Source organism: Paraburkholderia sp. SIMBA_030, assembly GCF_046535245.1.
Classification (GTDB): domain Bacteria; phylum Pseudomonadota; class Gammaproteobacteria; order Burkholderiales; family Burkholderiaceae; genus Paraburkholderia.
The window spans coordinates 274,760-298,117 of sequence record NZ_JAWRXB010000005.1 but is presented as its reverse complement, the minus strand read 5'-3'; the positions used below and the strand labels follow the sequence as shown (position 1 = coordinate 298,117).

At 60.1% G+C, this 23,358-nt stretch carries 46 protein-coding genes; 19 read left to right on the top strand and 27 right to left on the bottom strand.

Annotation, left to right across the window (positions count from 1 at the left end; all coding sequences use genetic code 11):
* Positions 1-2: 2 nt before the first annotated feature.
* The 26 genes from SB772_RS10965 to SB772_RS10840 all read right to left on the bottom strand — a co-directional run bounded on the left by SB772_RS10965 (position 3) and on the right by SB772_RS10840 (position 14,122).
* Positions 3-530: a DUF1643 domain-containing protein gene (locus tag SB772_RS10965; RefSeq protein WP_410833279.1), complete on the bottom strand. Its 528-nt coding sequence runs from the start codon at positions 528-530 to the stop codon at positions 3-5.
* Entirely contained in the window at positions 530-1,135 is a 606-nt protein-coding gene (locus SB772_RS10960) for a hypothetical protein (RefSeq protein ID WP_410833278.1), read from the bottom strand. The genes SB772_RS10965 and SB772_RS10960 overlap by 1 nt, the downstream gene beginning before the upstream one ends.
* Entirely contained in the window at positions 1,132-1,557 is a 426-nt protein-coding gene (locus tag SB772_RS10955) for an ASCH domain-containing protein (protein WP_410833277.1), read from the bottom strand. Before SB772_RS10955 ends, SB772_RS10960 begins: the two co-directional genes overlap by 4 nt.
* On the bottom strand, positions 1,554-2,570 hold the full coding sequence (locus SB772_RS10950; RefSeq protein ID WP_410833276.1) for a phage Gp37/Gp68 family protein: 1,017 nt from the start codon (positions 2,568-2,570) through the stop codon (positions 1,554-1,556). Before SB772_RS10950 ends, SB772_RS10955 begins: the two co-directional genes overlap by 4 nt.
* A complete protein-coding gene (locus SB772_RS10945) occupies positions 2,567-2,824 on the bottom strand; it encodes a hypothetical protein (RefSeq protein ID WP_410833275.1) in 258 nt (85 codons plus the stop codon). The genes SB772_RS10950 and SB772_RS10945 overlap by 4 nt, the downstream gene beginning before the upstream one ends.
* Positions 2,821-3,114 carry a hypothetical protein gene (locus SB772_RS10940; protein ID WP_410833274.1) on the bottom strand — a complete coding sequence of 98 codons (294 nt, stop codon included), beginning with the start codon at positions 3,112-3,114 and terminating at the stop codon, positions 2,821-2,823. Before SB772_RS10940 ends, SB772_RS10945 begins: the two co-directional genes overlap by 4 nt.
* Positions 3,111-3,356, bottom strand: a complete 246-nt coding sequence (locus tag SB772_RS10935; protein ID WP_410833273.1) for a helix-turn-helix domain-containing protein — start codon at positions 3,354-3,356, stop codon at positions 3,111-3,113. Before SB772_RS10935 ends, SB772_RS10940 begins: the two co-directional genes overlap by 4 nt.
* Positions 3,353-5,083, bottom strand: a complete 1,731-nt coding sequence (locus SB772_RS10930) for a hypothetical protein (protein ID WP_410833272.1) — start codon at positions 5,081-5,083, stop codon at positions 3,353-3,355. The genes SB772_RS10935 and SB772_RS10930 overlap by 4 nt, the downstream gene beginning before the upstream one ends.
* Before the next feature lie 24 nt (positions 5,084-5,107).
* Positions 5,108-6,952, bottom strand: a complete 1,845-nt coding sequence (locus tag SB772_RS10925; protein ID WP_410833271.1) for a DNA cytosine methyltransferase — start codon at positions 6,950-6,952, stop codon at positions 5,108-5,110.
* Positions 6,949-7,959 (bottom strand): RNA-directed DNA polymerase, encoded by a 1,011-nt coding sequence (locus tag SB772_RS10920; protein WP_410833380.1) that lies wholly within the window; start codon positions 7,957-7,959, stop codon positions 6,949-6,951. Before SB772_RS10920 ends, SB772_RS10925 begins: the two co-directional genes overlap by 4 nt.
* Before the next feature lie 331 nt (positions 7,960-8,290).
* Positions 8,291-8,668, bottom strand: a complete 378-nt coding sequence (locus SB772_RS10915; RefSeq protein ID WP_410833270.1) for a four helix bundle protein — start codon at positions 8,666-8,668, stop codon at positions 8,291-8,293.
* Between the two features lie 14 nt (positions 8,669-8,682).
* Positions 8,683-9,150 carry a DUF1566 domain-containing protein gene (locus tag SB772_RS10910; RefSeq protein WP_410833269.1) on the bottom strand — a complete coding sequence of 156 codons (468 nt, stop codon included), beginning with the start codon at positions 9,148-9,150 and terminating at the stop codon, positions 8,683-8,685.
* Between the two features lie 30 nt (positions 9,151-9,180).
* Positions 9,181-9,540, bottom strand: coding sequence for a DUF1566 domain-containing protein (locus SB772_RS10905; protein ID WP_410833268.1), 360 nt, complete (start codon positions 9,538-9,540; stop codon positions 9,181-9,183).
* 72 nt (positions 9,541-9,612) lie between these two features.
* Positions 9,613-9,780, bottom strand: coding sequence for a hypothetical protein (locus SB772_RS10900; RefSeq protein WP_410833267.1), 168 nt, complete (start codon positions 9,778-9,780; stop codon positions 9,613-9,615).
* A 2-nt stretch (positions 9,781-9,782) separates the two neighbouring features.
* A complete protein-coding gene (locus tag SB772_RS10895; RefSeq protein ID WP_410833266.1) occupies positions 9,783-9,971 on the bottom strand; it encodes a hypothetical protein in 189 nt (62 codons plus the stop codon).
* Positions 9,972-9,992: 21 nt separating this feature from the next.
* Positions 9,993-10,850, bottom strand: coding sequence for a DUF2303 family protein (locus tag SB772_RS10890; protein WP_410833265.1), 858 nt, complete (start codon positions 10,848-10,850; stop codon positions 9,993-9,995).
* 30 nt (positions 10,851-10,880) lie between these two features.
* Complete coding sequence (locus tag SB772_RS10885) at positions 10,881-11,222, bottom strand: hypothetical protein (RefSeq protein ID WP_410833264.1); 342 nt, start codon at positions 11,220-11,222, stop codon at positions 10,881-10,883.
* Positions 11,223-11,268: 46 nt separating this feature from the next.
* Entirely contained in the window at positions 11,269-11,694 is a 426-nt protein-coding gene (locus tag SB772_RS10880; protein WP_410833263.1) for a hypothetical protein, read from the bottom strand.
* A 138-nt stretch (positions 11,695-11,832) separates the two neighbouring features.
* Positions 11,833-12,198: a hypothetical protein gene (locus SB772_RS10875; RefSeq protein WP_410833262.1), complete on the bottom strand. Its 366-nt coding sequence runs from the start codon at positions 12,196-12,198 to the stop codon at positions 11,833-11,835.
* A gap of 19 nt (positions 12,199-12,217) precedes the next feature.
* Positions 12,218-12,577 carry a hypothetical protein gene (locus SB772_RS10870; RefSeq protein ID WP_410833261.1) on the bottom strand — a complete coding sequence of 120 codons (360 nt, stop codon included), beginning with the start codon at positions 12,575-12,577 and terminating at the stop codon, positions 12,218-12,220.
* 1 nt (position 12,578) lies between these two features.
* On the bottom strand, positions 12,579-12,752 hold the full coding sequence (locus tag SB772_RS10865; RefSeq protein ID WP_410833260.1) for a hypothetical protein: 174 nt from the start codon (positions 12,750-12,752) through the stop codon (positions 12,579-12,581).
* Positions 12,753-12,754: 2 nt separating this feature from the next.
* Entirely contained in the window at positions 12,755-13,009 is a 255-nt protein-coding gene (locus tag SB772_RS10860) for a hypothetical protein (protein WP_410833259.1), read from the bottom strand.
* 1 nt (position 13,010) lies between these two features.
* Positions 13,011-13,205 carry a hypothetical protein gene (locus SB772_RS10855; protein WP_410833258.1) on the bottom strand — a complete coding sequence of 65 codons (195 nt, stop codon included), beginning with the start codon at positions 13,203-13,205 and terminating at the stop codon, positions 13,011-13,013.
* Between the two features lie 8 nt (positions 13,206-13,213).
* The gene (locus SB772_RS10850; protein WP_410833257.1) at positions 13,214-13,390 is read right to left on the bottom strand and encodes a hypothetical protein; all 177 of its coding nucleotides are present in this window, start codon (positions 13,388-13,390) and stop codon (positions 13,214-13,216) included.
* Positions 13,391-13,411: 21 nt separating this feature from the next.
* Positions 13,412-13,597 carry a hypothetical protein gene (locus tag SB772_RS10845; RefSeq protein WP_410833256.1) on the bottom strand — a complete coding sequence of 62 codons (186 nt, stop codon included), beginning with the start codon at positions 13,595-13,597 and terminating at the stop codon, positions 13,412-13,414.
* Positions 13,598-13,738: 141 nt separating this feature from the next.
* Positions 13,739-14,122, bottom strand: a complete 384-nt coding sequence (locus tag SB772_RS10840) for an Arc family DNA-binding protein (protein WP_410833255.1) — start codon at positions 14,120-14,122, stop codon at positions 13,739-13,741.
* A gap of 133 nt (positions 14,123-14,255) precedes the next feature.
* Here SB772_RS10840 and SB772_RS10835 point away from each other — a divergent pair, with 133 nt between their 5' ends.
* Positions 14,256-14,414 (top strand): Arc family DNA-binding protein, encoded by a 159-nt coding sequence (locus SB772_RS10835; protein ID WP_410833254.1) that lies wholly within the window; start codon positions 14,256-14,258, stop codon positions 14,412-14,414.
* Positions 14,415-15,072: 658 nt separating this feature from the next.
* Here the strand turns inward: SB772_RS10835 and SB772_RS10830 are convergent.
* Positions 15,073-15,612 (bottom strand): helix-turn-helix domain-containing protein, encoded by a 540-nt coding sequence (locus tag SB772_RS10830; RefSeq protein ID WP_410833253.1) that lies wholly within the window; start codon positions 15,610-15,612, stop codon positions 15,073-15,075.
* Between the two features lie 69 nt (positions 15,613-15,681).
* Between SB772_RS10830 and SB772_RS10825 the strand changes: the two genes are divergently transcribed.
* From SB772_RS10825 to SB772_RS10740, 18 genes are all read left to right on the top strand, one after another.
* A complete protein-coding gene (locus SB772_RS10825; protein ID WP_410833252.1) occupies positions 15,682-15,906 on the top strand; it encodes a hypothetical protein in 225 nt (74 codons plus the stop codon).
* A complete protein-coding gene (locus SB772_RS10820) occupies positions 15,907-16,203 on the top strand; it encodes a hypothetical protein (RefSeq protein ID WP_410833251.1) in 297 nt (98 codons plus the stop codon). It begins immediately after the preceding gene.
* A gap of 171 nt (positions 16,204-16,374) precedes the next feature.
* Entirely contained in the window at positions 16,375-16,743 is a 369-nt protein-coding gene (locus SB772_RS10815) for a hypothetical protein (RefSeq protein WP_410833250.1), read from the top strand.
* 199 nt (positions 16,744-16,942) lie between these two features.
* Positions 16,943-17,098, top strand: coding sequence for a hypothetical protein (locus tag SB772_RS10810; RefSeq protein WP_410833249.1), 156 nt, complete (start codon positions 16,943-16,945; stop codon positions 17,096-17,098).
* Between the two features lie 4 nt (positions 17,099-17,102).
* A complete protein-coding gene (locus SB772_RS10805) occupies positions 17,103-17,372 on the top strand; it encodes a helix-turn-helix domain-containing protein (RefSeq protein WP_410833248.1) in 270 nt (89 codons plus the stop codon).
* Positions 17,369-17,686, top strand: coding sequence for a hypothetical protein (locus SB772_RS10800; protein WP_410833247.1), 318 nt, complete (start codon positions 17,369-17,371; stop codon positions 17,684-17,686). Before SB772_RS10805 ends, SB772_RS10800 begins: the two co-directional genes overlap by 4 nt.
* A gap of 64 nt (positions 17,687-17,750) precedes the next feature.
* Positions 17,751-18,017, top strand: a complete 267-nt coding sequence (locus tag SB772_RS10795; RefSeq protein ID WP_410833246.1) for a helix-turn-helix domain-containing protein — start codon at positions 17,751-17,753, stop codon at positions 18,015-18,017.
* Between the two features lie 108 nt (positions 18,018-18,125).
* Positions 18,126-18,476, top strand: coding sequence for a hypothetical protein (locus SB772_RS10790; protein WP_410833245.1), 351 nt, complete (start codon positions 18,126-18,128; stop codon positions 18,474-18,476).
* Positions 18,477-18,513: 37 nt separating this feature from the next.
* Positions 18,514-19,626 carry a hypothetical protein gene (locus SB772_RS10785; RefSeq protein WP_410833244.1) on the top strand — a complete coding sequence of 371 codons (1,113 nt, stop codon included), beginning with the start codon at positions 18,514-18,516 and terminating at the stop codon, positions 19,624-19,626.
* Complete coding sequence (locus SB772_RS10780; protein ID WP_410833243.1) at positions 19,623-20,336, top strand: phage antirepressor KilAC domain-containing protein; 714 nt, start codon at positions 19,623-19,625, stop codon at positions 20,334-20,336. Before SB772_RS10785 ends, SB772_RS10780 begins: the two co-directional genes overlap by 4 nt.
* Positions 20,333-20,605, top strand: coding sequence for a hypothetical protein (locus SB772_RS10775; protein WP_410833242.1), 273 nt, complete (start codon positions 20,333-20,335; stop codon positions 20,603-20,605). The genes SB772_RS10780 and SB772_RS10775 overlap by 4 nt, the downstream gene beginning before the upstream one ends.
* Positions 20,602-20,793 carry a hypothetical protein gene (locus SB772_RS10770; protein WP_410833241.1) on the top strand — a complete coding sequence of 64 codons (192 nt, stop codon included), beginning with the start codon at positions 20,602-20,604 and terminating at the stop codon, positions 20,791-20,793. Before SB772_RS10775 ends, SB772_RS10770 begins: the two co-directional genes overlap by 4 nt.
* The gene (locus SB772_RS10765) at positions 20,790-20,975 is read left to right on the top strand and encodes a hypothetical protein (protein ID WP_410833240.1); all 186 of its coding nucleotides are present in this window, start codon (positions 20,790-20,792) and stop codon (positions 20,973-20,975) included. Before SB772_RS10770 ends, SB772_RS10765 begins: the two co-directional genes overlap by 4 nt.
* A 22-nt stretch (positions 20,976-20,997) precedes the next feature.
* On the top strand, positions 20,998-21,552 hold the full coding sequence (locus SB772_RS10760; RefSeq protein ID WP_410833239.1) for a hypothetical protein: 555 nt from the start codon (positions 20,998-21,000) through the stop codon (positions 21,550-21,552).
* 25 nt (positions 21,553-21,577) lie between these two features.
* Entirely contained in the window at positions 21,578-21,805 is a 228-nt protein-coding gene (locus SB772_RS10755) for a hypothetical protein (protein WP_410833238.1), read from the top strand.
* A 12-nt stretch (positions 21,806-21,817) separates the two neighbouring features.
* Positions 21,818-22,165 carry a hypothetical protein gene (locus tag SB772_RS10750; RefSeq protein ID WP_410833237.1) on the top strand — a complete coding sequence of 116 codons (348 nt, stop codon included), beginning with the start codon at positions 21,818-21,820 and terminating at the stop codon, positions 22,163-22,165.
* Entirely contained in the window at positions 22,159-22,623 is a 465-nt protein-coding gene (locus SB772_RS10745; RefSeq protein ID WP_410833236.1) for a hypothetical protein, read from the top strand. The genes SB772_RS10750 and SB772_RS10745 overlap by 7 nt, the downstream gene beginning before the upstream one ends.
* On the top strand, positions 22,616-23,233 hold the full coding sequence (locus SB772_RS10740; protein ID WP_410833235.1) for a hypothetical protein: 618 nt from the start codon (positions 22,616-22,618) through the stop codon (positions 23,231-23,233). The genes SB772_RS10745 and SB772_RS10740 overlap by 8 nt, the downstream gene beginning before the upstream one ends.
* The last annotated feature ends 125 nt before the right edge of the window (positions 23,234-23,358 follow it).

The following is a 23,358-nucleotide window of genomic DNA, read 5'->3' as shown; positions in this document are numbered from 1 at the left end:
GCTCATGTTGCAAATTCGAAAGGTTTAGGCCGCGTGCTGGCGGCGATGTAAAGCGGGTGCTTCGGGCTGCCGTCCTTATTCAGGCCGAGGTGGTACAGCTTGTTGCGCATGCCTGTGAGCCGGATGATGCGCATCACCTCGGCAGCGCGTGGCGCAGCGGCCGAGTGCGCTCCCCATGCACAAATCACCATGCCGGCGCGGTCGATCGCGTCGAGCACGGCGCCGTCGGCAGGGCCGGTCGGTCCTACCGGGTCGGCATGCGTTAGTAGCTCGGCCGGATTCGTTGCGCGGAGAGGAAACAGGTTCGCCACCTCGAGGCGTCCATACTTGCCGGCCGCTGCTCGCAGAAGACACCGCGTGACGGTCTGATCGTCTGTCAGGTGGTCTGCGGTCGACGGGTTCAGCATCAGGAAGGCTAGGGTGGGCCGCGAGCGGTCCCATTCGCGCCAGAGTCTGTAACGATAGGTACCGCAATCGCTGATGTGCGCGCCGCGCTCGCCGGCGAGATCGTGATCGGTCAGGTATTGCATCAGCTCAGTTCCTTTTCGGCCGCCGCGAGGGCAGCGTTGAGTTCGGTCATGGCATCGTGCGAGCCGCCGGCGCGATCCGGATGGTGCTGCGCCGCGCGGCGTCGATATTCGGAGCGGATCGCGGTGAGGTCGCGAACCTCCGGTCCGACGCCGATCACCTCGCGCCAATGCCGCACGGCGCCGGGAGAGGGCAGCGCCGTGAATCCGGTGAATGCCGCTTCGAGCATGTCGCCAGTACCCCAGCGGGCGATGCCGCGCAGCGCTTCGATGGTCTTGGCGATGGCCTGCATGTTGTGCTCAATCTTCAGCCACCGGTCGCAGGCAAACGACATCTGCCGCTTCTTGTAGGTGAAGTAGACGGCCACCCCCGGATCATCAGGCGCGCGCTGGCCGGCGAGCGGGAGACCGTCGCGGCGAAGTCCGATATTCGTGCTGATGACGATATTCGGGTCTGTCGCCCAACGGCCGCCGCAGAGTAAGCGCACTTCGTCTACGATGTTGTCCCGCGCTCGCGTGAACGTCACATCAAACTTGCCGTTCTCACGGCGATATCGATCGGTGCGCGGGCGCCCGGCCGGCCATTGAAGCGGGTAGGCGGTAGTCATGCGATGGCTCCGAGGTCGTGCATTTGACGCAGGTGGGTAGCGACATCAGCGGGAACGTTGAAAAAGCCGAGCGCGCCCTTGCATTCGACGAACGGCAGCGGTTTCGCGTCAGCGATCTGGAAACCAAACTGGCCGCCCATATGCCAGGGCGACGAACGGCGCTCGGGCGGAACGCAGTCCGTGATCGTTGCGACACCCACGATGCCGCCGCGCTCGAGCGTTCCGCGCGGCGGAAAGTAGGCGCGGTAGCCGCAATGCATCGCAGTGGCCAGCGCGTCGTCATATTCATCGTTGGTCATGCCTTTGCCGGCATGGATCAACACGCGACCGCGAAAGCGCGTCGACCACGTGCGGTTCTCGATGTCTTTGTGGCCGTTGGCGATCAGCCACGCCCATGGCTGGCGGATGGAAAGCGCCTTCATGCGGCACCTCGCGGGAATTCGTCGTGTGAGCGGCCATCAAGCATGCGGCCTGCAGCTTTCTTGCCGACTCGCATAGTCGCGAATGGACCGCTGTGCCGATCTGGATGCGAACCAAAATTTTCGCGGGCGTGTGATGGCGGCCACTCGTATGTGTGATCGTCGCAGCGGCGGTAGGCATGCATCGGTGATGGATCGAACTGGCCGTGGTTATGCTCGCCCGGAAGCCACTCTCCCCATTGCTTAAATATGTATGGCACACCGGCGGCCGAACACTGGTCGCGCAGATCGCGCGGCCACTCCGGATGCATAGGGCGTGCGCCGTGACCCGATTCGCCGCCGACGATCACCCAGTCGATACCACTCTGGATCATCCATGGCTGGCAAATCGAGGCGCCTCCACCTTGATCGAGGTCGGCGCCTGGCATCGGGCGCTCAAGATCAACCGGCCCAAGCAGGGGTTCCATCGATAAGAACCGCTTCGCTGCTGGAACTGCGAGTAACTTCGGAATGTCGCGGTCTGCTTCTTCCTGGTTGACGATAGTCGCTCCGAGCCAGACGTTATCTGGCAGATACGGATCGTGAAGGCAATCGAGGTCGAAGCGGCGTGCAGCCGTCTCACTCAGCATCGGCAATACGTTACCGATACGCTTCGTCAGCAGCAGCCAGTCGAGGTTCGGCGTGCACTCGATCAGGTCGAACAGATCGGCGCGCCACGACGGATCTACAGCGTTGTCGAATACGTCCGCGAGCGACGCGCAGAAGACGCGTTGCCGGCGTCCGTGCTCGGCGAAGAACGTAGCGTGATTCGCGTTCCACTGCAGCGGCTTGCGCCAGTTAGCGGCCGACGTGCGGCGCCGCGGCGCGCCGGGCCCCCAATTGATCGCGGTACCGCCAGCGAAGCGCGCGTTGCGCGCCTCGGCATAGCAGTGATCGCAACCGGGGCCGACTTTCTGACAGCCCTCCCACGGATTGAACGTGTGATCTGTCCACTCGATCTTGCTGTTCTCGCTCACGCCCGTTCTCCCTCGTTCACTGGGTGCCCCATGCAGCCTTGCTCTTTATGGTCGAAGTTGTCGCACTTGCCGTAAGGGATGAAGTTGTGACCTTTCGATAGTTCTTCGAGCAACTGAGCCTTCGCTTCGTCCGGTGTCATCGTGCGGCCGTCGGCGTGTTTGAACATGTGCCGGAAGTCTTTCTTCTTCCAGTTCGTCAGCGCGCCGCGCACGTCGAGGCACATGTGAAATTGCCGTGATTCGCCGACCTTCATGACTGCTGCTCCGGTTGCTTGAGGTACTCGGCGTAGTCGGGCCAGTACTTCGCGACACTCTTGGCGTGCGCCTTGGCGGTGCTATCCCATTCGACGACAACTGCGTTGATGGTCGGCCAATTGTTCGGGTCTCGGCCTGCTGCGACTGACGCTGCACGCTGCTTCGCGAGGTATGCGCCATAGAACGCATTGAACGCAGCTGCAACCTTGTCGGCTTCCTCTTTCGACGGCGCCGCGACAATGTCATCCGGGCCTTCGATGTGAAGCATCCAGAGTTTGGTTTCGCTCACGGTTTGTCCTTATCTATCGTCAGTGGGCGCATATCGTCGGTGAATCCAACTAACCAGTCGATACTGATATCGAGTTCTTTGGCAAGCTTGCAAAGGGTTGAGAATGTCGGCTTGGTGTGGCCGGCGCGCAGGCGCGACAAAACTGAAGCAGGCATGCTCACTCTCATCGCCAAATCGGTAGTGCGCATTTTGCGAGCGCGCATGACCTTGCACAGACGGAAATCGAATTGCTCAGCGATCATGGTTTTTGCTCCGGTGCCACGATCCTTTCCTGCATGGCTCTCAGCTCGTCGGATGCGACTTCCCACCATTGGGCGCCGTGCTCCAAGACCAGCTTGACCATCCAATGCAGCACCACAGCCTGTTCGTCTTCGGAATTCGGCTTAATGTCGGCGCCGGCGGCGCGCATGAGATGCGCGACCGGACCGCAGCGGAAGTTCGGCCAACCGAGCACTTCTCGTAGACCGCCGGTCAGTTCGGCAGGGTAAGCTAGCGCAGGCGCCGCGCTTTCTGGCAAAGACGAGCGCTTCGGCTTCGATGCTTGCTTCGCACGGATCCTGATCACCACGTCGGGCTGATTAATGCGAGCGAGCTCCGTCTCGCCGGCGGCATGCATGTCCAGGCCGTTCGCGAGACATAGGGCCGCGAGCGTGACCATGACGCCGCCCACCTCCTGAACCTTCTCACCTATCGGTCTCGACCACGTGTAGTCGACGAGCCGGTGCGCCTCGCTGGCGGTCATGCCGCAGGCCTGCACGAGTTCCGCGGCCTCCTCGAAGAAACGATGATTGCGCTCGACGGTGTCTGCCGCGATCTCGGCGCCGAAGCACTTCAGCATCCACGGCTGCACATGCAATTGAAAGCGCTCGCCGCTAGCGTCATCGGCTGGTAACGTTGATTCGTTGTGGTGCCACAGGAATGCGCAATAGGCCGCGACGTCGCGAGGATCGCCCTTATAGATATGTTTCATCAACTGGGCGCGGCATTCGTCCATCCAGTCCGGCGCCGCCCACCCGTTGGTATAGCCGTATTTGCGCTGAGCATCGAGCAGTTTGTTGCCCAGCGAGCGCGCAAAGCGTCGAACGAGCTTCGCGGTATCCGGGTGCAGTTCGTCAGAGAGCTTGGGATCCGCAAAGGTTCTTTGCGCTGCATCGTCACCGCTGCGGGCGTCGAGAAGGTTACGAAGCGCCCATTCGGTTTTGCCGGGTGCGTCCATCGTGTAACCGGGCCGGTCATCGGGCAATTCTTCGAGTCGATCCATTACCGCACAGACAGCATCGAAGTTGGCGGAGTCGATGACATGCATGCGGCCGTCGTCGCCGCAACCCTCTTCGCTATCATCTAGCGCGATGAAAGTCGTGCGGGCCAAGTCGATAAGGCTTTTGATGATCGCGACCTCGCTTCCCACCCGCACCGCCTCAGTGCGGGGGGCTGCGCCGGCTGCGTGGCTCTTCGACTTCTTGCGTGCGAACATCGCGTACGGTCCGTCTTCGGTCGGGTAAATTTCGAGCAACACCCAACCATCACCGGCCGGTGGTGTGGGCGTCCACTCGGTGCAGTCGGCCTCGTCGTTGTCAAAATAGCGCTCGACAAACGCTTCGTCGGCGTCGCCATCCATCGCTACAAAGTGCGTTTCGATGCCGAACGCATCGAGGAGCTTGTCCGCACGCACGTCTTCGTCGCAAATCGGAATGTCTGTATTCACGAGCCAGCCAGCGCAGTCGCGCACGATTTCGCGAGGCGCCAATATCTTGTCGCGCAACCCTTCGAGATTGATGTAGTCCGGCATCGGCGCACCCGGCGCCACGCCGAAGAAATTCGTTTGACCATCCGGATCGGTGTACACGATGGCCGGATCGATGCCGCGCAACTTTTCGATTTCATGCGCGCAATCGCGCAGGCGGCATACCAGTTCGTGCGAGCTCTCATTCGGACTCGAATCGTCGATGCGTCCCAGAATATCTTTCATCTCTCTATCTCTCTCGATATGCCGTCAGGCAGCTGCAATTTGACGCTCGTGCGCGAAATTCGCGTTGATCAGTGCCGCCGCGACGTCGGGGCAAACGCTGTTGCCGATCATCCGGACCTGTGCGGATTTCGAAAGCGGCTTGCCGTTGATCGGCGGGTCCAGCACGTAGGTATCGGGAAAGCCTTGGGCGCGCGCTAACTCGCGCGGCGTCAGCATCCGCATTCCGATATCGACGATTACGTAGTCTTCTCCGTGGATCGTCACCAGGCCAAAACGGTCATGGGTTGGAATCGTGCCGAGCGGTTTTCGAAGACTCTGACCATCCTTGTCGTTGCCGTAGTACTTGATGAGGAACGCGCGGACCTCGCCAACATGGCCACCGCCAGCGGTTAGTGTTGGCATCGGCTCCCGAGCGTCCTGACCGAACTGGTTATTACGCAGCTTCAGCAAATGCGACGTCACGACCGCCGTATCAGCCTTGGCCGTGACCGTTGCGAGCGGCTCGCCGGCATCGCGCGGCCGCGATTGACCAGCGCGACCACCGCATCCGACCAGTTGCGCAGTGACAAGAGAGTGATGGTCGGTCGTCGTCACGGTCCCGGTCGGCACGTCGACACCAGTGCCTACGACGCCGCCATAGTGCTTCGCAAGGAAGGCGGATACGACCGCATGCTTCACTCCGCCCGCGACGGCCGTGCCAAGTGGTTTATCGAGACCAGGTACGCGGGGCTCTTGTCCCTCGCGCTCGCCGTAGCCAGTCTGAATCAGCGTCGCGGAGACAATCGCCTGCTCTCCGCGGTTCGCGCCGGTCACGGTCGCAATCGGTGCGTCGATGGAAGCATTGCGGTCCGCTCCCTGATGGGTAACGTGCATCAAGGTCGGCGCAACAACGGCGAAGCGGTTTTCCGTGCTTTGTGTGCGCAGAGGTTCGTCGATCGCGGATCCGCGGAACTCGCCGGCCTTGTCGCCGTAATAGGTGACGATGAACGGATCTGCCGCGTTCACCACGAATTTCATGATTCCCTTTGCGATCCGGCGCAGCGTCGCGTCTTTCAACGGCCGCGCGCGCTCAAAGATGGACGGGCACGGCATCGACCAGTCGATGCATTCAGCAGCGGTCCGCCACGGCATCAGCTTTCCGGTCTTGACCGCATCGCTCTTCGGGTCGCCATGCGTTACGATCGGCCAGACGATAGGCAGCCCATCACGGCGCGCGAAAACATAAAGGCGCTTCCGGATCGTCGGCGTGCCGTAATCACAAGCTCTCAGGACGCGATATTCGAGTTTGTAGCGCAGACCAGCGTGTAAGCGCTCCATCGGGAAGTCGGCGCCGAGCGTCTCGTAGATCTCGTTGGTGTCCGGATGGTCCTTAGGCAGTCCAGTCGTGAGTGCCGCGATGAACGCGCGAAACGTCCGCCCCTTCTCGGACTTAATGGGTCGCCCTTCATCGTCCAGCGGGCCCCAATCCTGAAACTCTTCGACGTTCTCAAGCGCAATGCAACGTGGCACCTGAAATGTGGCCCACTTCAGCGCGACCCATGCGAGACCGCGGATCTTCTGTTCGCGCGGCTTGCCGCCTTTGGCTTTGCTATGGTGCTTGCAGTCAGGGCTGAACCACGCGAGACCAATCGGCAGCTCGCCGGTTATAAAGCCTGGATGCACGGCGAACACGTCTTCCGTGTAGTGCTTCGTGCCCGGATGGTTCGCCGCGTGCATCGCCAGCGCTTCGCCGTCGTGGTTGATAGCAATGTCGATAGGGCGACCAAAGGCGCGCTCGATACCGGTGCTGGCGCCCCCGCCGCCGGCGAAGTTATCAACGATCAGTTCGCTGCCTAGATTCAACGGAAGAGAGATCGAATCGCGTTTCATGCGCGAGAGCCCCGATATGTTTGAGTGAAGTTGAAATTGACCGCATGCCCGCGATCGCGCACCGCGTTCGCCAGTAATGCTCGATCGTGATGGCTGGCGGTTGCCTGCCTGAGCAAGCCGAAATAGGAGTTGGCGACCGGCACGAACTCGTCGTCCGGTACCGTCGCAACCCGGCGCAATGCCTCATTGCGGGTGCGCTTGCGCGTCGAGCGGCGCCAAGGCTTGATGACCTGGCCGACGAAATCGACACCGCGGTCGACCGGCTGCAGAATGGTCTTGCTGGGATTTAGGCTCACGCCGAGCGTCGCCGGCAGAAACTGCGTGATGTCGCGAAGCACGCCGTTCAGGTAGTCGGGCGATTCATGAAGGATCAGGAAATCGTCGACGTACCGGATATAGTGCCGCGCGCCGAGCATGTGCTTCGCGCGTTGATCCAGCACGTCGAGCAACACATTGGCGAAAAACTGACTCGACAGGTTGCCGATCGGCAGACCGAGATGTGACGGTTGTTCCATCAGGCGCTTGTGCCTTGGAACCAGCTCGAGCAGCGCCGGATCGCCGAGGTATTCGAAGTCGGCCCGTGGATCGTGCATCAGCACGAGCTCAGTCAGCGCGCGCCAAAATGGCTCGGGGATTTTCGCGAGCAGCAGATCGAGCACGATGCGCTTGTCGATGCTGACGAAGAAATTCGCGAGGTCACATTTCAGGTAATACGCTGGCCTCGACCAGTTCTGCGTAACAGAGCGGATCTTCGCTTCGAGTCGCCGCACGGCGTACAACGTGCCACGACCCTTGATGCAGGCGCATGAATCAACGATGAACGAGCGCTCGAAGCGTGAACCGATGTGGTTGTAAAGCAGGTGATGCACGATACGGTCGCGGAACTCGGCCGCCCAAACCTCGCGCGGCTTTGGTCGCGTGATCACGAAGCACTTCGAGCGACCCGGTACATAGCTGCCATCGGCCAACTCGTCATGCAGCCGCGTTAGGTTGCGCTCAAGGCCGATTTCGAACGCAAGTGCGCTCGCGCTATTTCGCTTCGTGCGGCGGCAATCGCGATAAGCCACCACGAGTTCGGTCAATGTAAATCCGGCATGTCCGTTCCAATCTGCGGACGGCGACCGCGCGGAGCGCGGCGCTCTTGTGGTTGTTGTTCTGGTTGCCGTTGTTGAAGTTCTGGTACCAGGCATAAGAGGAACCATCGTGCTATCTACGTCGCCCAGCCGATTGCTCAGTCGGGAAACTGCGCCGGACCGCTCCGCACGCCGGCGGTCGGTATCCTCATTGCGCATGGCGGTGGCCTTGTGAGCCAGCGGCACGACCAGATTGAAATCTCGCTCAGTCATGGCGGCCTTGACCTCCATGATGCAGGCGGTTTGCGGAGTTTTTCTTCCACCCGTTAGCCTGTTTCCCGATGCTGGTCGTGAGCGAGATCACACCGGCGTATTGCCCCGGCGAGATCTTGCCCATGTCCATCGAGAGACGAAGCAGAACCTCGATCATCTGCACCTTCTCAATCAGACCGACGAGATGTGGCGCCTTGTTGTCGGCGATATTCGCGCGATAGACCAGGATCAGTACCTTGGCCGATTCGCGCGCGATCTCTTCGCCGATAAGGCGTTTGAAGTCGCGTTCCATGTTCTTGACAAGGTTCGTCACCTTGCCGAGCAACTTGTAGCCGACCTTGTAGATGTCGAGTTCGGTGTGGAGAGCCATGCTGGATCAAATGGTCAAATTACTGAAGGAATGAATCTGCGGACGGCGACCGCGCGGAGCGCGGCGCTCTTGCGGGTGCCGCTCTGGTAGCCGTTGTCGAAGCCCTGGTACCAGGCATAAGAGGAATCTGTCTCATGTGCCTCGGCGGACCAGTACGCCTCATCCTCAAACTCATCGCGCAGGTTCGTGCGCATCAGTGCGAGTTCGCGCAATGTGGGCGCTTCGCCACCACACTCGCTCGCATAGGCCTGCGCCGCGGTCCAGCTTCCTTTGCTTTCGGCTTCGCCAGGCAACTTGATCAGGTAGTGGCTCAGCGTGCCGTCATCGTTCAGGATCGCACCGGCGAATCGCTCACCCGGTGCGAGGGGGATCGTGACGGCATCGATGCGGTACTCGGTCGCGCGAGGCTTCGCCTTGAAGGCCGCGATCATCTCGGTGATCCGTGATTGCTGGGCCTCGATGGCCTCAAGCGTGATCGTCATTGCAATGCTCCTGTGAAATGAATGAATGACTTAATTTTTGAATCTGCGGACGGCGACCGCGCGGAGCGCGGCGCCCTTGCGGTTGTAGTACTGGAAGCCGTCGTCGAAGCTCTGGCACCAGGCATAAGAGGAATCCCACTCGACTTCGGTATTGCTCCAGTAGGCGGCTTCCTCGACGAGCTCCGGACGACGTGCGCGAATCACGGCCTGCTCGATGCGGTTCGTCAGATCGCCGCCGAGACTCTTGGCCCAGTCGAGATGCTTCTGCCACGACGCGCCGTCGTTGTTGATGCCGATGATCACGGTGTGCTCAACAACGCCATTTGCATCTGCGATACCGCACAGATAGATCTCGCCTTCGGCGAGGGGAGGAATCTGGATCTGTTGCATTGCTTATCCTTTCGGAAAAATGACCCGGCCGAAGCCCCGGCCAACCACACGCTTACGGCGGATCGCCGCGTGCTATACCTTTGAGCGCTCAAGCACGCTCGCAAGACCTTTGAAACCGAACCACGCCTGCTCTGTTTGCATCCAGACATACGTTCTGCCCGGGAGCGCCGAGCGATCAAGAGGAAGCCCCTCATGGACAGCCCATTGCTCGAACAGCGCGATTAGTTCGGCGAATTCCACGTCTATTCCTGAACGGCGCCGTCGAGTTCGGCGCGATCGCGGGATTCCGCCTCTGCCGCAGCTCGAAAGGCATCACCGAAACGGCGCAGCGCAGGAAGAGAGCCGGAAACACTGTGGTATTCCTCTCGCCCGATCTTTCCGTCGAGCAGCACGACAAGGCCGGCCACACGCGCGATTTCGATGATGTCCATGGGATTGCTCCTCGCGTCCGATTAGCTGGCGAATGGATCGCCGAAGAAGAAGGGGTTGCCCGTCTTCTCGCGAATCGTCGCAATCACACCGTTCGCAGCGGCCTCGAGCACCTTGTCGAAGCGCACGAGCTCGTAATTGAATGTGAGCTTTGCATCGCGCACCCGATAGCGCAGACGAGCATCGACCCGATACGCGTCACGGTTGCGGAACACCGGAATACCGATCGCGAACTTTTCGAACATCTGCATGCGCTGCAGGGTGGCGTCGTCGTCGTCCTGAACGAACGAAAGATTGATACCGCCGTTTGCCAGGCGAACCCCACTTTTGAAGCGGAAGTCCTGGGTTGCCTCGAAGGCGAGCGCCATTTCAAGCATCTGCGCACCGGTCGGCAGGTTCTCGCCATCGGTCGGCCCGACGATATCCTTCAGGTTCTCTTCGAGGAAGGCCGCGAATTCGACCTGGTTCATCGCCTTCTTGTGGCCACTGATCCAGCGCTTCCATTCCTCGCTGAATTCCGGCTGGAAGTATGCGAGGTGGTCACGCCACGCAGCTGCTCCCGGATCTTCGCCGTTGTCATTGAGGATGGACGTGAAAGCGACTTCGCCCTTCGGGTAATCGGCCTCGCACCAGATCGTCGAATCGGCGAGCGAGCCGTGGCGCTTGACATAGTCGATGAAGTCCTCGGGTGTGCGCAGGCGCACCGACGCTTTCTTGCGCTGCGGCGCAACGAGGAACTTCGAGTCGTCGTATTCGCGCAGATTCCAGTTTGGCGGCAACGCGATGCGCCGGACCGCACCAGCGGTGTCCGAGCCAATTTCGATCGGCTTTTTCATTTCGCGCGCGAGCGTCTCGGCGACGTTGGATTTCAAATCTTCCATAACAGGGCAATCTCCAGTAGGGAGGTCGGGTTAAGCCGTCTTCAGTTCTGACGGCGGGGTGTCGGGAGTCTCGACGCGCTTGAGGTCGAGCTTCGCTTGACGCGGATCGTCTGCGACGAGGTTGCCTTCAGGCGTCGCAAACAACATCGCTTCCATCGGCTCGTCGGCGGGTTTCTTCGACGTGGACTTGCCGGTAACGAGCATGGCGCCGCCGCGCGAGGCTTTCTTGACGGTCAGCTCAATGGTCAGCTTTCCAGTGCCACCGTTTGCATCGATAGCGCGTACCAGCTCGGCGAACTGCTCGCCGGCGTGATCAAGCAACATGCCGCCGGCAATCTGTCGGAGCGTGTCGGTGATGGGTCTTACGGACATGGTTTCCCCTAAGAGTTATGGGCTGTGACTGAGTGGACGTGGCGTTTCAGTGCGTGGCGGGTGACCGCACTTCCTGCGCGATCCCAAGGGAGCCAAACAGACTCTCCACGAGGGCCGCGTTGCGCTTTTCGATCTTTGCAGCCATGTCCGCATGCATTACGCGAAGAGCGTCGATGCACATCGGATCTTGCTTCGGATGCTCGACCCAGACGGCATGCCAGTTACCGCGACCGAAGGAAATGTTGTAGGCCGCTTCAACTTCCGCGCGGATGTTGTCGGCGGCGATGAAGCTATCTCCGCTCGCATCCGTTTCGCTGCTGACGCACATGGCGAAGCGGCAATGCGGCATCGTCCAGTCGTTGAATCGAATCAGTGCGATCCCTTGGCCGTCTTCGCTCAGAGCGAGAACGTGATATTCGCGGTCAGTGACGCGGGAATCATTGAAAACAAAAACGTTCTTCATGGTGTTCATCCTCTGCTGCGTTGACGTTTGCCGCGGTGCTCGGCGGCTCGGGTAATGGCCTTGACAAGTCGGTAGCCGGTTCGTGGGTCGACGTTGTGCGAATAGATGTCGTTGACGATCTGCCAGGGCGTTGGCAACGACCGCCGCTTAGAACGGCCTTTCGTCATCGTCGATTTCAAGGTCCGACTGCCGAGGCGCGGGCAGTGCGCCGCCTGTCGCTGGCAAATCCTGAAGTGCGCGGCGCAGGTCATACGCGCTGATCGGCTGCACACGCAGTTGGCGGGCGACCATCAAAGCTGCGGCCTGATCGACGAAACTGATCGCGTAGATCGCGCCTTGGCCGTACAGCTTCGTGAAGGCCTGCGTTGCAATAAAATCTTCAGTCGCCGGAAGTTCGGGAACGTCGACGCGGACGAATGCACTTCCGCCGATCGCCTGCTCAGTTACTCGCCCCGCAATGCGCTGATGCCCGAAGAGTTCAACGATTGCCCACTGTTCGAATTTCTCGCTCATTTCAAATCCTGAAAAATCGTTACATGCCGACAACGAGCGTGAGTCCGGCCATCGTTTCGTGGCGCTCGATCTCGGTCAGCACCTGGACGACGCGGACAATGCGCGCACGGCGGCACTCGAATGAGAGGCCCGGCTTATCGCAGTCGGGATCAGACGCCAGATCTTCGGGCTCGACCTCGTACACAGCCGCGCTGCGTGCCGGGGCCGCTGCTGCGAAGACGAACGCAGCGTTCGGATCGCTGGTCACATAGACGCGATCGCGCCGATGGATACCGGACGCACCGAACTCGCTGCACGACTTCTTCAGGTTCGTGATGGTCGGCGGCAGCAGAAACTGCCCCTTCTGGAGGTGGCCGACGCCACCGTGGTAGTAACGCATGTCACTGTTCCCCGCGGGAGGCACGCCGCGACCGCGCTCCCGAATGAACCCGGTCATCTTTCGCGGGGGTGGACAATTCGAACTCGGCATCGAAGATTGCCCCGACGCGCACGGATGTCCAGGCCGCTGCAATCAGCACCAGAACCATCAAGAAAAGGATATGGGTGGTAGTCACGACTATTCCTCGTCGAGGTCGTTGGCGGCAAGACGCATACGGTCGATGTCCGGCCGCGTTGAGACGAATGCCTTCACGACGGCACGCGGTCGCGGTATCGGGCGCGAGACTTTCGGATTCGGGTGCAACTCAGCGCGGATACGAGCTACCGCGATCGCGCGCAGAGCGCTGCAGATCTTGCTCGGCTCGCCGCTGATTCCGTATTCCGGAAGCTTGCTGGCGAGCATCGCGTCGGTGACAGTGATGTCGGCATGCATGTCAGTGCTCCCCACACATGTTTTCAATGTGTTCGCTCGGCGCGAAAGCCATAGCCGCGTAGAAGGCATTGATCCGCGCCGACTCGGGAAGCATCTCCACGAGTTCGATCTCATCGCCGAAGTTGTCGATGACCGGAGACCACATAACGTGTGCGTAATCACGTGGCTCGAGCTGCGGGAAGTAGGAGACGTTCATCGCCGCGCTCACACGCAATGAGTGAGAGTGCACGACGTGTCGCCGGCAGCAACGCGGTCTTCGTATTGCATGACGCCCATCACCAGCAGATAGACGAAGCACACGCCAAGGACGGCGAGAATGTTTCGAGTGATTCGGAATACTGATCGAACCACTTTCGCGGGTCGCTTCTTGATTGTCGACATCACGGTGCTCCTGTTGCTGGGTTAATGGGAATGCGGCGTAAAGCGCCGGCCCTTCGAGTAGGCCGCAATGATGTCGACCCGAGCGCCGCGCGTCGCGACACCACCGATATCGAGCACCTCAATCGACCGTCCTGCTGCAACAACGAACCGTACATGACCGTCAAGAGAGCGGTGAGCCGCCTTGTGGTTTGCCTTCCGAGCGTTCATCGCGTGTTCCAGATCGCGTTGCGTTGGACTGAATTTAAGCAAACTCAAATAAACGAGTCAAGCAAAATTTGAGTTGGCTTAATTCATCATGCGAAAAAAACGGCCGCGGTATGCGGCCGGCGTGCGCTCGGGGGTGGGGCGCTACTTCTTCCGGATAGTCTCGAATCGAACAGCGGTCTCGCGCGGCAGCCGCGCCTTCGCTTCTTCGATGGCGGTCGCGACCTTCGATATCGAAATGCTCTCAGGAATTTCTAGCACCAGGACGGCCGGTGCTTTGCGCTCCAGGCCGGCTATCAAGGTCTTGATCAGCTCTGCGTCGAACGAGGTCTCGGAGGTGAGGGCGCGCGCTTTGATGGCTGCCCTGATGCTCTCGGGCATCTCGTAGGCATCCCCGGTGAATGTTGCCCATAGGCGAGCGACGATCTCGCCGTTCAACGAGCGATGGGATTTTTCTAGTTTCGCCGTCACCAGGGCATGTAAGTCCTGGGGCATGCGGAGTGTAATTCTCTCAATAGGCTCATCCATGCAACCAAGATTACACCAAAGTAGTGTCAAAATAGTGTTTGACACTACTTTGGTGTCACCATAGCATGGGCTTGAATGAAGACACTAAAATGGTGTCTTTTCGCTGATTTCACCTAGTGCTGTAGGGGGCAATATGGAAATAGGCATCAAGATTGTGAACTTGCGGATGCCAGCGGAATTGAAAGCGTGGCTCGAGGCGGAGGCCACCAAAAATTTACGGAGCCTGAACAACGAGGTGGTGTTCAAGCTTTCAGAGTTGAAGGAAAAGCAGACAACGGATCGCGCCGATTGACAATACGAACAATGTTCGCAAAGGGTTGGCGTACATCGACAATACATCGCGAATCGCGCACTTTCGTGTTGCGCGAGCCACTTCACTTTGTTTAAAGTGAGGGAGTGCTTACAACATCGGGCGCATGAGAATTGGCGGACCGACACAGTTTGTGTCGGTTTTTGCACTACCTGTATAGGAGCGAATTATTGCGAACAGAAGAGCGATTGGGGCACGAGAATCTGAGAGGGCCGCTAAGGCCATGAAAAGACGGGCCCCGGCCGCGAAGCTTGGCGGCGCACGACTGGGGCTGTTACCACGAGACCTACACAATGAGTATAGCTGTCGATTCAAATCGTAAACCGAAAAGAAGCTCGAGCGACCTTCAGGGGAAGGTGTGCAAAGCAAAGACGCTTTCGGCGAAGAGTATGACGGCATCCGGATCGGCCGCGGTGCGACGCGTCAAGGGCACCTCGTACATCTTGATTGAAGTAGATGAAGACGGTCGCATCGATAGCGGGTTACAGGTAGATCCACGCGATGCGGATCAGCTGGTCGACCAGCTGATCCTAATGCTTGCACAGACGCGAAGGATAGGCCGTCAGTGAGATGCACGCGACCCAGTGCGGATAGCACTGGTCGAACATAAGCCGCCTCGGGCGGCTTTATTTTCCCGCCGTCATTCGTGAATCTTCGAGCGGCTCTTTTTCGCCGCGAACTTGTTGCCCGGGAGTTTTCCCGCTTCAGCAACGGCTCGTATAAGGATGGCGTCGGGCCCCGAAATCGTGTCGGCGTCTGGTGTTTCGTGGGTCAGCCCATGAACGATGGCCGACATCGCCTTCCATATTTCTTTGGCCACCTGCTTGTCCTGGTCGGCGGCGATGATGCGCTCGACAAGTTTTTTGGCATCAGGACTCAATGCGGGCTCGATCAATGCAGACCAATCTCCTGGCTCCGCGTGAAACAGCTCGGGCTCCGCGCTATCAGGTTTGATACTTCCTCGGCCATATTTCAGCCACTCAACACGCACGCGTAAAAAGCGCGCAAGCCGGAACATTGCGTCGGCCTTGACGTTGGCGGTCGTTCCTTTGTACCAAAGCGTTACGGCGGACGATGTCACGCCCGCAGCGGCGGCGAGCTCTTTCTTCTGGATCTTCTCCCCAGTCTCGCGCTCGCGCAGCTCAACGGCTTCCTTTAGGCGGTCGATAAATGTTTTCATTTGAGCTAGCTTAAACATTTTTGTTTGAGTGAACTTGACTTGTGAATTTGAGTTTGCTTAAATGGCGTCATGAATCCCGACATGCGCGACCCGATTGCCTGCCTCATCATCGACGGCCTTGATGGAACGGTCGCGGTGGCGTCGTTGTGCGAGATAGATCCTGGGGCGGTTTCTCAGTGGAAATGGAAAGGCATTCCGAAGCCGCGCATGAAGTTTTTGCGGCTTGCGCGCCCGGAGTTTGACTGGTCCCGGGTGCCGGACGACTACTGCGCCTCGGCGCAAAAAGCGGCCTGAATGAATCAGCGTCTCTTGCACTCTGTGATCGACGAGCTGCTCTGCGCCGTCGACCGTTATCCCGAAATTGCTGAGCCCGTAAGACGATTCGTTTTCGACGAAGGCCATGCGATCCGCGAAGGCATCTACGTGGTGAAGACGCCGACTGGTTCGGACGTCTGCCACGCCGATGGCTCTGTCAGCATCGGTGTGCACGTTGAAGTGCTGGCGAGCGACGATCTGATCCAGTTCGCGCACGCTGTAGCAAATGGAGTAGTGCCACACATGCCGCTGCGCGGCGGTGCTGCGGTTATCTGAGCGGATAAGTAAGCGGGGGAGACGGGTCAAATCGTCACCATAAGTAGTGCTTAGCTGGTTCATTTTGAGTTTTTGCATGGAGTTCATGCAAAAAATTTTCTTCCCGAGCTAACTGGGTAAGCAACTGGGTAATCAACCGGGTAACGATGATTTTTCACTATTGCGACGATCATGAAACAACAAGAGATCCGAATCTTCGCGCCTTATGTAGAGGCGGTGCGTCTCCCCGATAGCGTCATCGAACAGATGACGTTCGAACAATGCCTTGAGAAGGCGCTGGAGATTGGGCTCAGGCGGTTCGACCGCAAGACGCTCGCGCGCAACTGCGGGATCCACTACCCGCACTTCGCCGATCTGATCACCGGTCGGCGACCGTTTCCCGCATCAAAGGTTTTCTTGTTCTGCATGTTCACGGGTTGCGAATACCCGAGGCAGTGGCTGCTTCTCCAGGAGGAGAAGGCTCGTGCGGAATACAAGCGGCTGAGCGTCCAGGCACTCGGCGAATTCATCCAGGAAGCGATGGGTCGAGTAGCGGCATGAATCTCAGAAAGAGTGATGTGGGAAAGGTGTTTATCGCTCCGTCGGGGCGACATGTCGAGTTTGTGACGGAAAAGTCAGGTGCGTTTCTCTTTCAGTATCTGGACGACCCCTTGGACGGACTCGCGCTGTCGTTCGATGGCCTTCAGATTCTTGAGCGACCGTCCGCCGAGAGATCTGTAATCGATCAGAGGAGCTTTGCATGACCACAGATCAGATCTGCACGTTGGCGATCCGGGCGTTCGCCGTTGTCGGTGTCACGGCAGCGTTCTTCCCGACACTCACGCGATCGCGCGGCGCGCTTGGCATGACGTTCGTCAGTGCGCTCATCGCTGTCGCAATCGTTTGGGGCCATTGAACGCATGTCCCACCACCTGACAAACCTCGCCTGGCGCATCGAACTGCGCGGCATGCAGAAGCTGGTTCTGCTCGCGCTGTCGCACCTCGCTGTGCAATCGACGGGCGACGCGAATTCGACCGTGCAACGGCTTGCCTTCATGTGCGGCATCTCGGATAGCGGCGTGCGCGAGCAGCTCAAGCACCTCGCCGAAGCGGGATATGTCGAGACCGTAACGGTCGACGACAAGCCCATCTACCGCGTACGCGTCGCGACATCTGGAGCAGCTGCATGAGCGAGCAATTCAAAGATTACGTCACCGGCGGCGCATTCCACCTGTCACTGTCGCGCCGACAGACCGAGATGCTTTGTCACATGGATCAATTCGGCTATTCATGGGGCTACCTCAACACCGGTGGCGCATTGATCGCGAAAGGCCTTTGCGAGCGCACGACCGAGGGCGATTTCCCACGATTCGGGCTTACCGAGGCTGGGAAGGCCGTTATCCCATTGCTGAAGCTGGCGGGGCTCTACGCGCGAATCGAGACGCCGGAGGCGGTGGAACTGCCGCCGATCGAAGTGCTGGTCAAGCGGAAGGAACCGGTATGAGCGCCTATACGATCCTCGTCATTTACGCATCGGTGATGTGGCGCGCGCAGTTCTGGTGGATTGCATGAGCCTACTTCTGGCGTCTCTCGCCTGGAAACCGGATCTCAAGCCGAGCGCCAAGCTGGTGCTGCTCTTTCTCGCTGGCCGGGCCGGTGATGACGGATGCTGCTCGCCTACGATTGAAGTAATCACCAAGGCCGTAGGCGTTTCCTCGGCCACGATCTACACGGCGCTTGACACACTGGAGAAAGCTGGGCTGATCGAACGGCAGTTGCGCCGTGCGGATTCGAACGTCTATCGCCTGCACTTGACGGAGGTGCCCCGAGTATGAGCGGGAAGCTTGCCGGCATGGTGTTCGATAGCTATCCGGAGGGTGGCGGCAATCTGTTGCGCGGGGCATTTGTGCCACAAAATGGCGTTTTCACGACGGAGCAAAGCGATGCTGACGCGCGAACAGATAATCGAAGCCTTGACGCTTGCGAGCGATGTGGGTTGCCATACGCGCGCCGGCTATGCGGCCCTCGACGGTTGGGTCGAGTCGGATGTGAGTTTCGCGGACATCGCGGACTGCATTCTCAACGGCGCATCTTTGGCTTGCCGCGCGACAGGGCTATCCATGCCGGAGTACGAGGAGTGGATCGCCTACAGCGGCCGGATTCGCTGCTGCGGAACCACCCGCGGCAAGAAGAGATGCAAGCTCACCGTCGCGTCAAGCAAGCGCTACGTGGATCCTCGGGCGTGGCTCGAGGCATCGAAGGCTGGCGGCTACTGCGAAATTCACGGCGGCTAGCAACAGTCGCTTTGACCTCCCTCCACGGGAGGTCAAATTGAGAGTCGCTGACGTCCTTCGCGAACTCGGTCGCCCGATCGCCTATTACCCGTTCCTCGCCCGCTATCTCGGTGGCGTGAACGCGGCCGTGTTCTTCTGTCAGATCTTCTACTGGCAGGATAAGGCTACGAGCGAGTTTGGCGTCCATAAGACCGTCGACGAGCTGGAGGAGGAAACAGGCCTGTCCTATGAGGAGCAGCGCGCTGCGCGCACGAAACTGCGTGCCGCCGGCGTGTTGATTGAGACCGCAAAGCGTATTGAGCACCGTACTTATTTTCGCGTCGACGAGGATGCACTTGAGCTGATTCTCTCGTCGCCGGTACCTGCGCGGAAGGTCAAAAAGATCTCAGAGGGCACCTCGGAAAAGTCCACCTCCCGAAATGGGAAAAGTCCATCTCGGGAAATGGGAAAAGACAATTCCGCGAAATCTGAAATTCCCACGCCGCCGGATGGGGAAAACCTCGCTGGCGGGAAGGGAGATTCCCATTCCGTTAACGGTACAGAGATTACAGCAGAGACTACAGCAGCAACGCGCGCGACCGATGCTGTGGATAAGTTCGCTGCTGCTGCCAATTCGAAAGACGAACCCCAGAACACCGACGGCGAGCTCACGGATCTGCTGATCAGCCTCGAGCTAGAGCGCGGCAAAGACCTGGCGATCGACCGAACCCGCGATCGCGTTCACGTGCTGACGTGGGTCGGTAAAGGCGTAACGCCGGAGAAGCTTCGTTTGGCGCACTCGGCCGCAGTCGCCGCCCGCAAGCGCGACCGCGACGATCGCCCGACCTACGCCGGATTCATCTCGACGTTCATCGACGACGCATTGGCTCCGAGGCCCACTGCCGCTGCGACGACCGGCGACGGATCGCCCTGGTACGAATCCGTGATCGCCGAGGTCATCGAGGCTAAGGGCGCCGCGCTCGGCGTGCGGCCCCGATTCCCCGACGAAGCAATCGCGTCATACCGCGTGCTCGTCGTGAATGCATCGAAGGAAAAGAGCGCAGTCGATTTCGTGCTGCGCGACGCGAAGAAGTTCAACGACCAGCGACTTTACGAATTCGCCGTCGCGACGTTTGGCGACGCTCTCATGCCTGCGGACTTCTGCGCATGAACACGAACCTGACCATCGCAGAACCGACCATGTCGAGCCGCGAGATCGCTGAACTCGTCGAATCGCGCCACGACAACGTGAAAGTCGCGATCGAGCGCCTCGCCGCTCGTGGCGTGATTGCTTCTCCTGCAATGCAGGAAAAGCCGACTGCGGGCCGTTCGGTTGTCGAGTACCTCGTCGGCAAGCGGGACAGCTATGTAATCGTCGCGCAGCTCTCGCCCGAATTCACGGCGCGGCTCGTCGACCGGTGGCAGGAACTCGAAGCGCACGTCGTCGCGCCGGCGGATCCGCTGCGCGCCCTCAACGATCCCGTTCAATTGCGCGCGCTGCTCCTCGGCTACGACGAGAAGGTGATCGCGCTCCAATCGACGGTCAACGAGTTGACGCCGAAGGGCGCCGCGCTTGACCGATTCGCAACCGAAACGAAAGGGTCATACAGCTTGCGCGAAGCGGCAAAGAGCCTGCAACTGAAGCCGAAGAAGTTCGTCACCTGGCTCGTCGAGCGACGCTGGATCTATCGCCATCCGGACGGTGGCCGCTGGCTCGCGTTCCAGCCGCGCCTCGACAGCGGAATGCTCGAACACAAGGTCGTCACCGGCCAGCGCAACGACGGAACGGACTGGGGCACAACGCAGGTGCGCGTAACGGCGAAAGGTCTCGCACGCATCGCCGAGCTGCTCGAACGCGAGCGCAGCGAGGTACCGGCGTGAACTGCAAGCCAAACATTCTGGCGTTCGTCGTCGTGCCCGGCGAGTGGCCGACGAAGACGCTCGACGGGATGGTGGTCGAGGTGCTGTGGCTTCGGCCGGCGTTCGACGATCCCACGAAGGATCAGCGTCCGACATGGTGGTGCAAGTTCAAAACACCATGGTTTCACCGTTCTGGGCCGGTCAGCGAGTGCTTTTTGCTGGATGCGTGGCTGCGCCCGATCAGCGGCGTCCCTATCGCCGAAGAAACCACCGAGGAGATAACGGCTTGAAGAAAATCGCACCCCTCATCGGCGCCCTTGTCGGGCTTGTCGCATGCATCGTCTTCATAGCGTTCTGTGTGTCGTATGTCGTTTCCCGCGCAGCATCGGAGGCCCCGCATCTTGCTGATGCCGTCGCGGCTCATGTCGGTAGTTTTGCCGCACAGGTTCACGACGCCTATGTGAAGGGCCAGAAATGAAGCGAATCACGAAAGCGATGGTCGAGCAGGGCGGCTGGCGCTACTGCTGCGTATGCCGGAAGCTCGGCCCGCGCGTGAAGGCGCACTGGCAGCACGAAGGGCGTGAATACTGTGACGCGCATAAGCCTTCGCCCACGCCGGTAACGCTGTCGTGCGGCGGCGACCGCGAGGTTTCAGCATGAAGACGACCGGGGCGCCACGCACATGAGCAAGGGCACAGTCCGCTTCCCGGAGAGCGTGATTGCCGACGGTCGCGTCGGTACTGCGCGGATCCGCGAGCAGATCGCCGGGGCGGCGGCGCGTTTAGCATCGGCCGGGCCGTCTCCGCTCGATACACCCGTCGCACGCATGTTGCAGGCATACGACCGCACAGCGGCAGCCGGTGATCAAGTGCGCGCGCTGTCGCCGGTCGAACGCATGCAGCAGCTCGGCCGCCTTCCGCGCGGCAAAAAGAATAAAACCGAGGCTGCATACGAGCTCGATCAGCTTGCGCCGCGGCTGCATGCCGGCGAGATTCTCTGGTACCGCTTCGAGGCCATCAAGCTACGTCTCGCCGACAACACGTTCATCACAATCGATTACCCGGTCATCAATGCCGCCGGTCAGCTCGAATTCCACGAGGTGAAAGGGCGCTGGACCGATGACGCGCGCGCCAAGACCAAGATCGCGGCCGCGCAGTATCCCTTCCGATTTTTCGCTATTCAACGTGCGGGCCGCCATGGCTGGCGCGTCGAAGACCTCACCAGCCGCAGTTGGTGATCACCTAACCACCCAGGAGCATCACATGTCAGTTCGAGCCAAGTTTCAATTGCAATCCGTCACTGCCCATGCTTGGAGCCCGACGTCGAAGACGTTGAAGTTTTCCGCAATGTATGACACCTCGATTCCGGAAGATCAGCGTTTCCAGAAGGCCACGCCGTCCGGCTCGTTCGAAATGACCGTCGACAATCCCGCGGCGCTCGAGCAGTTCAATCTCGGCGAGCACTACTACTTCGACATCACGCCGGCCTGACGAGCCATGCGGATGACGTTCATCGTCCCGGCGTCGTTCGCGGTGTATGGCGTGCCGCAGCGTGAGCGGCCGCCATGCCTGATCGAATGCGACGTCGTCGAGCTGTCGCGTTCTTTCGCATATTCGCCGTGGAAGTTCCGCAACAGCTTGCGCCGAGGCCTGCGCGTTAGCTATGCCGCGTATGTGCACCTGCCAGCATGGATTACGCCGCCTGAAGACTGGCCGAGGCTAGAGACCGGCGAAGTGGAGCTGCGCGTGCCGCTGCATTTCAATCAGCGTGTGCCGCTTCCGGAATTTCCGCCTGATCGTAATCGCGTTCGCATCGACGACGTGCTGCAGCTGCGAGGCGATCCATGCTGACTCGCAAGAAACCGCTCATCAGCAGGACGCCACTGAAGCGTAGCGCACCGATCGGCAAACGCCCGGCGCCGAACAGCTCGCTTACACGCGCGAAGATCCTCGTCAAATCGCCGATCAAGCGCCGCGCGCGGAAGAAACGCTCGTGGCATGACGCGAAGATGCGCAATGCCTGCCGTGATCAGATCTGCTATTTGCGCGTGCCTGGCGTCTGTCACCAGCTCGAGCGCGAAGACACGATCGTCCCGTGTCATAGCAACGAGGGCGCGCACGGGAAAGCCGGGCAGCGCAAAGCGGACGACAGGTACACGGTGCCAGGGTGCGGCCTTTGTCACTTTTGGCTCGACTTCGGCGGCGCACCGCAGCTGCTGAAGTACTCGACGTGGCGGCGCGCATACAGGGAATGGTCGACCGTCCGCGATGGTACGCCTGACGAATCTGTGGGAGAGATCGATGGTTGAGGTACAGCGCGCGCGGTGCGGCCGCGCGATGAAATGGCTTGAATGGGAAGACGAGATCCTCCGCGAGATCTGGAAATTGCGCACTCCGCTGAAGATAAGCATTGCACGCCTTCCGGGTCGTTCGGAGCGCAGTGTGCAGATGCGCGCCGACGCACTCAGGCTGCCGAGGCGTCGCCAGGCTCGGGGCAAGTCCGATACACGGCCGGCATTTGTCGCGCTCTGGGCGGTCATCAAGAAAAAGCGCGGCACTCGGATCGATCTGGCGGCGCGTGCGGGCGTGTCGAATCAGACCGCAGGCGCGTTCATCCAGCATTTCCGCTCGCAAATCCGGATCGTCGGCTGGGCGCCTAGAAAAGACGGGCCGCACGCGCCGATCTATGCTGCCGGCGCCGGAGAGGACAAGCCCAAGCCGGCGCGCAAGCCGCGAGCAGAGATCTACAGCGATTACTGGAAACGGATGAAGCGCGAAAGACCTGATCTCGCTGCCGCGCGGATCGCGCGCACAACGTTCAAACGGTTAGAGCGGGAAGGCAAATTGGCTCGGCCTGATCCTCTCACGGTCGCTTTGTTCGGCCTGTCGCCGCGCGCGGGTGATGACCGCGCCGCTTGAGGAATGGGAGTTCCTCGACCCAGCCGACGTGCTCGAGCGAAAACGGGGCGAGCGATGTGTCGGTTGTGTGCATGCGGTGCTGCGCAAAGACCATCTCAGCGCACTGAAGAGAGTTTGCAGGAAAG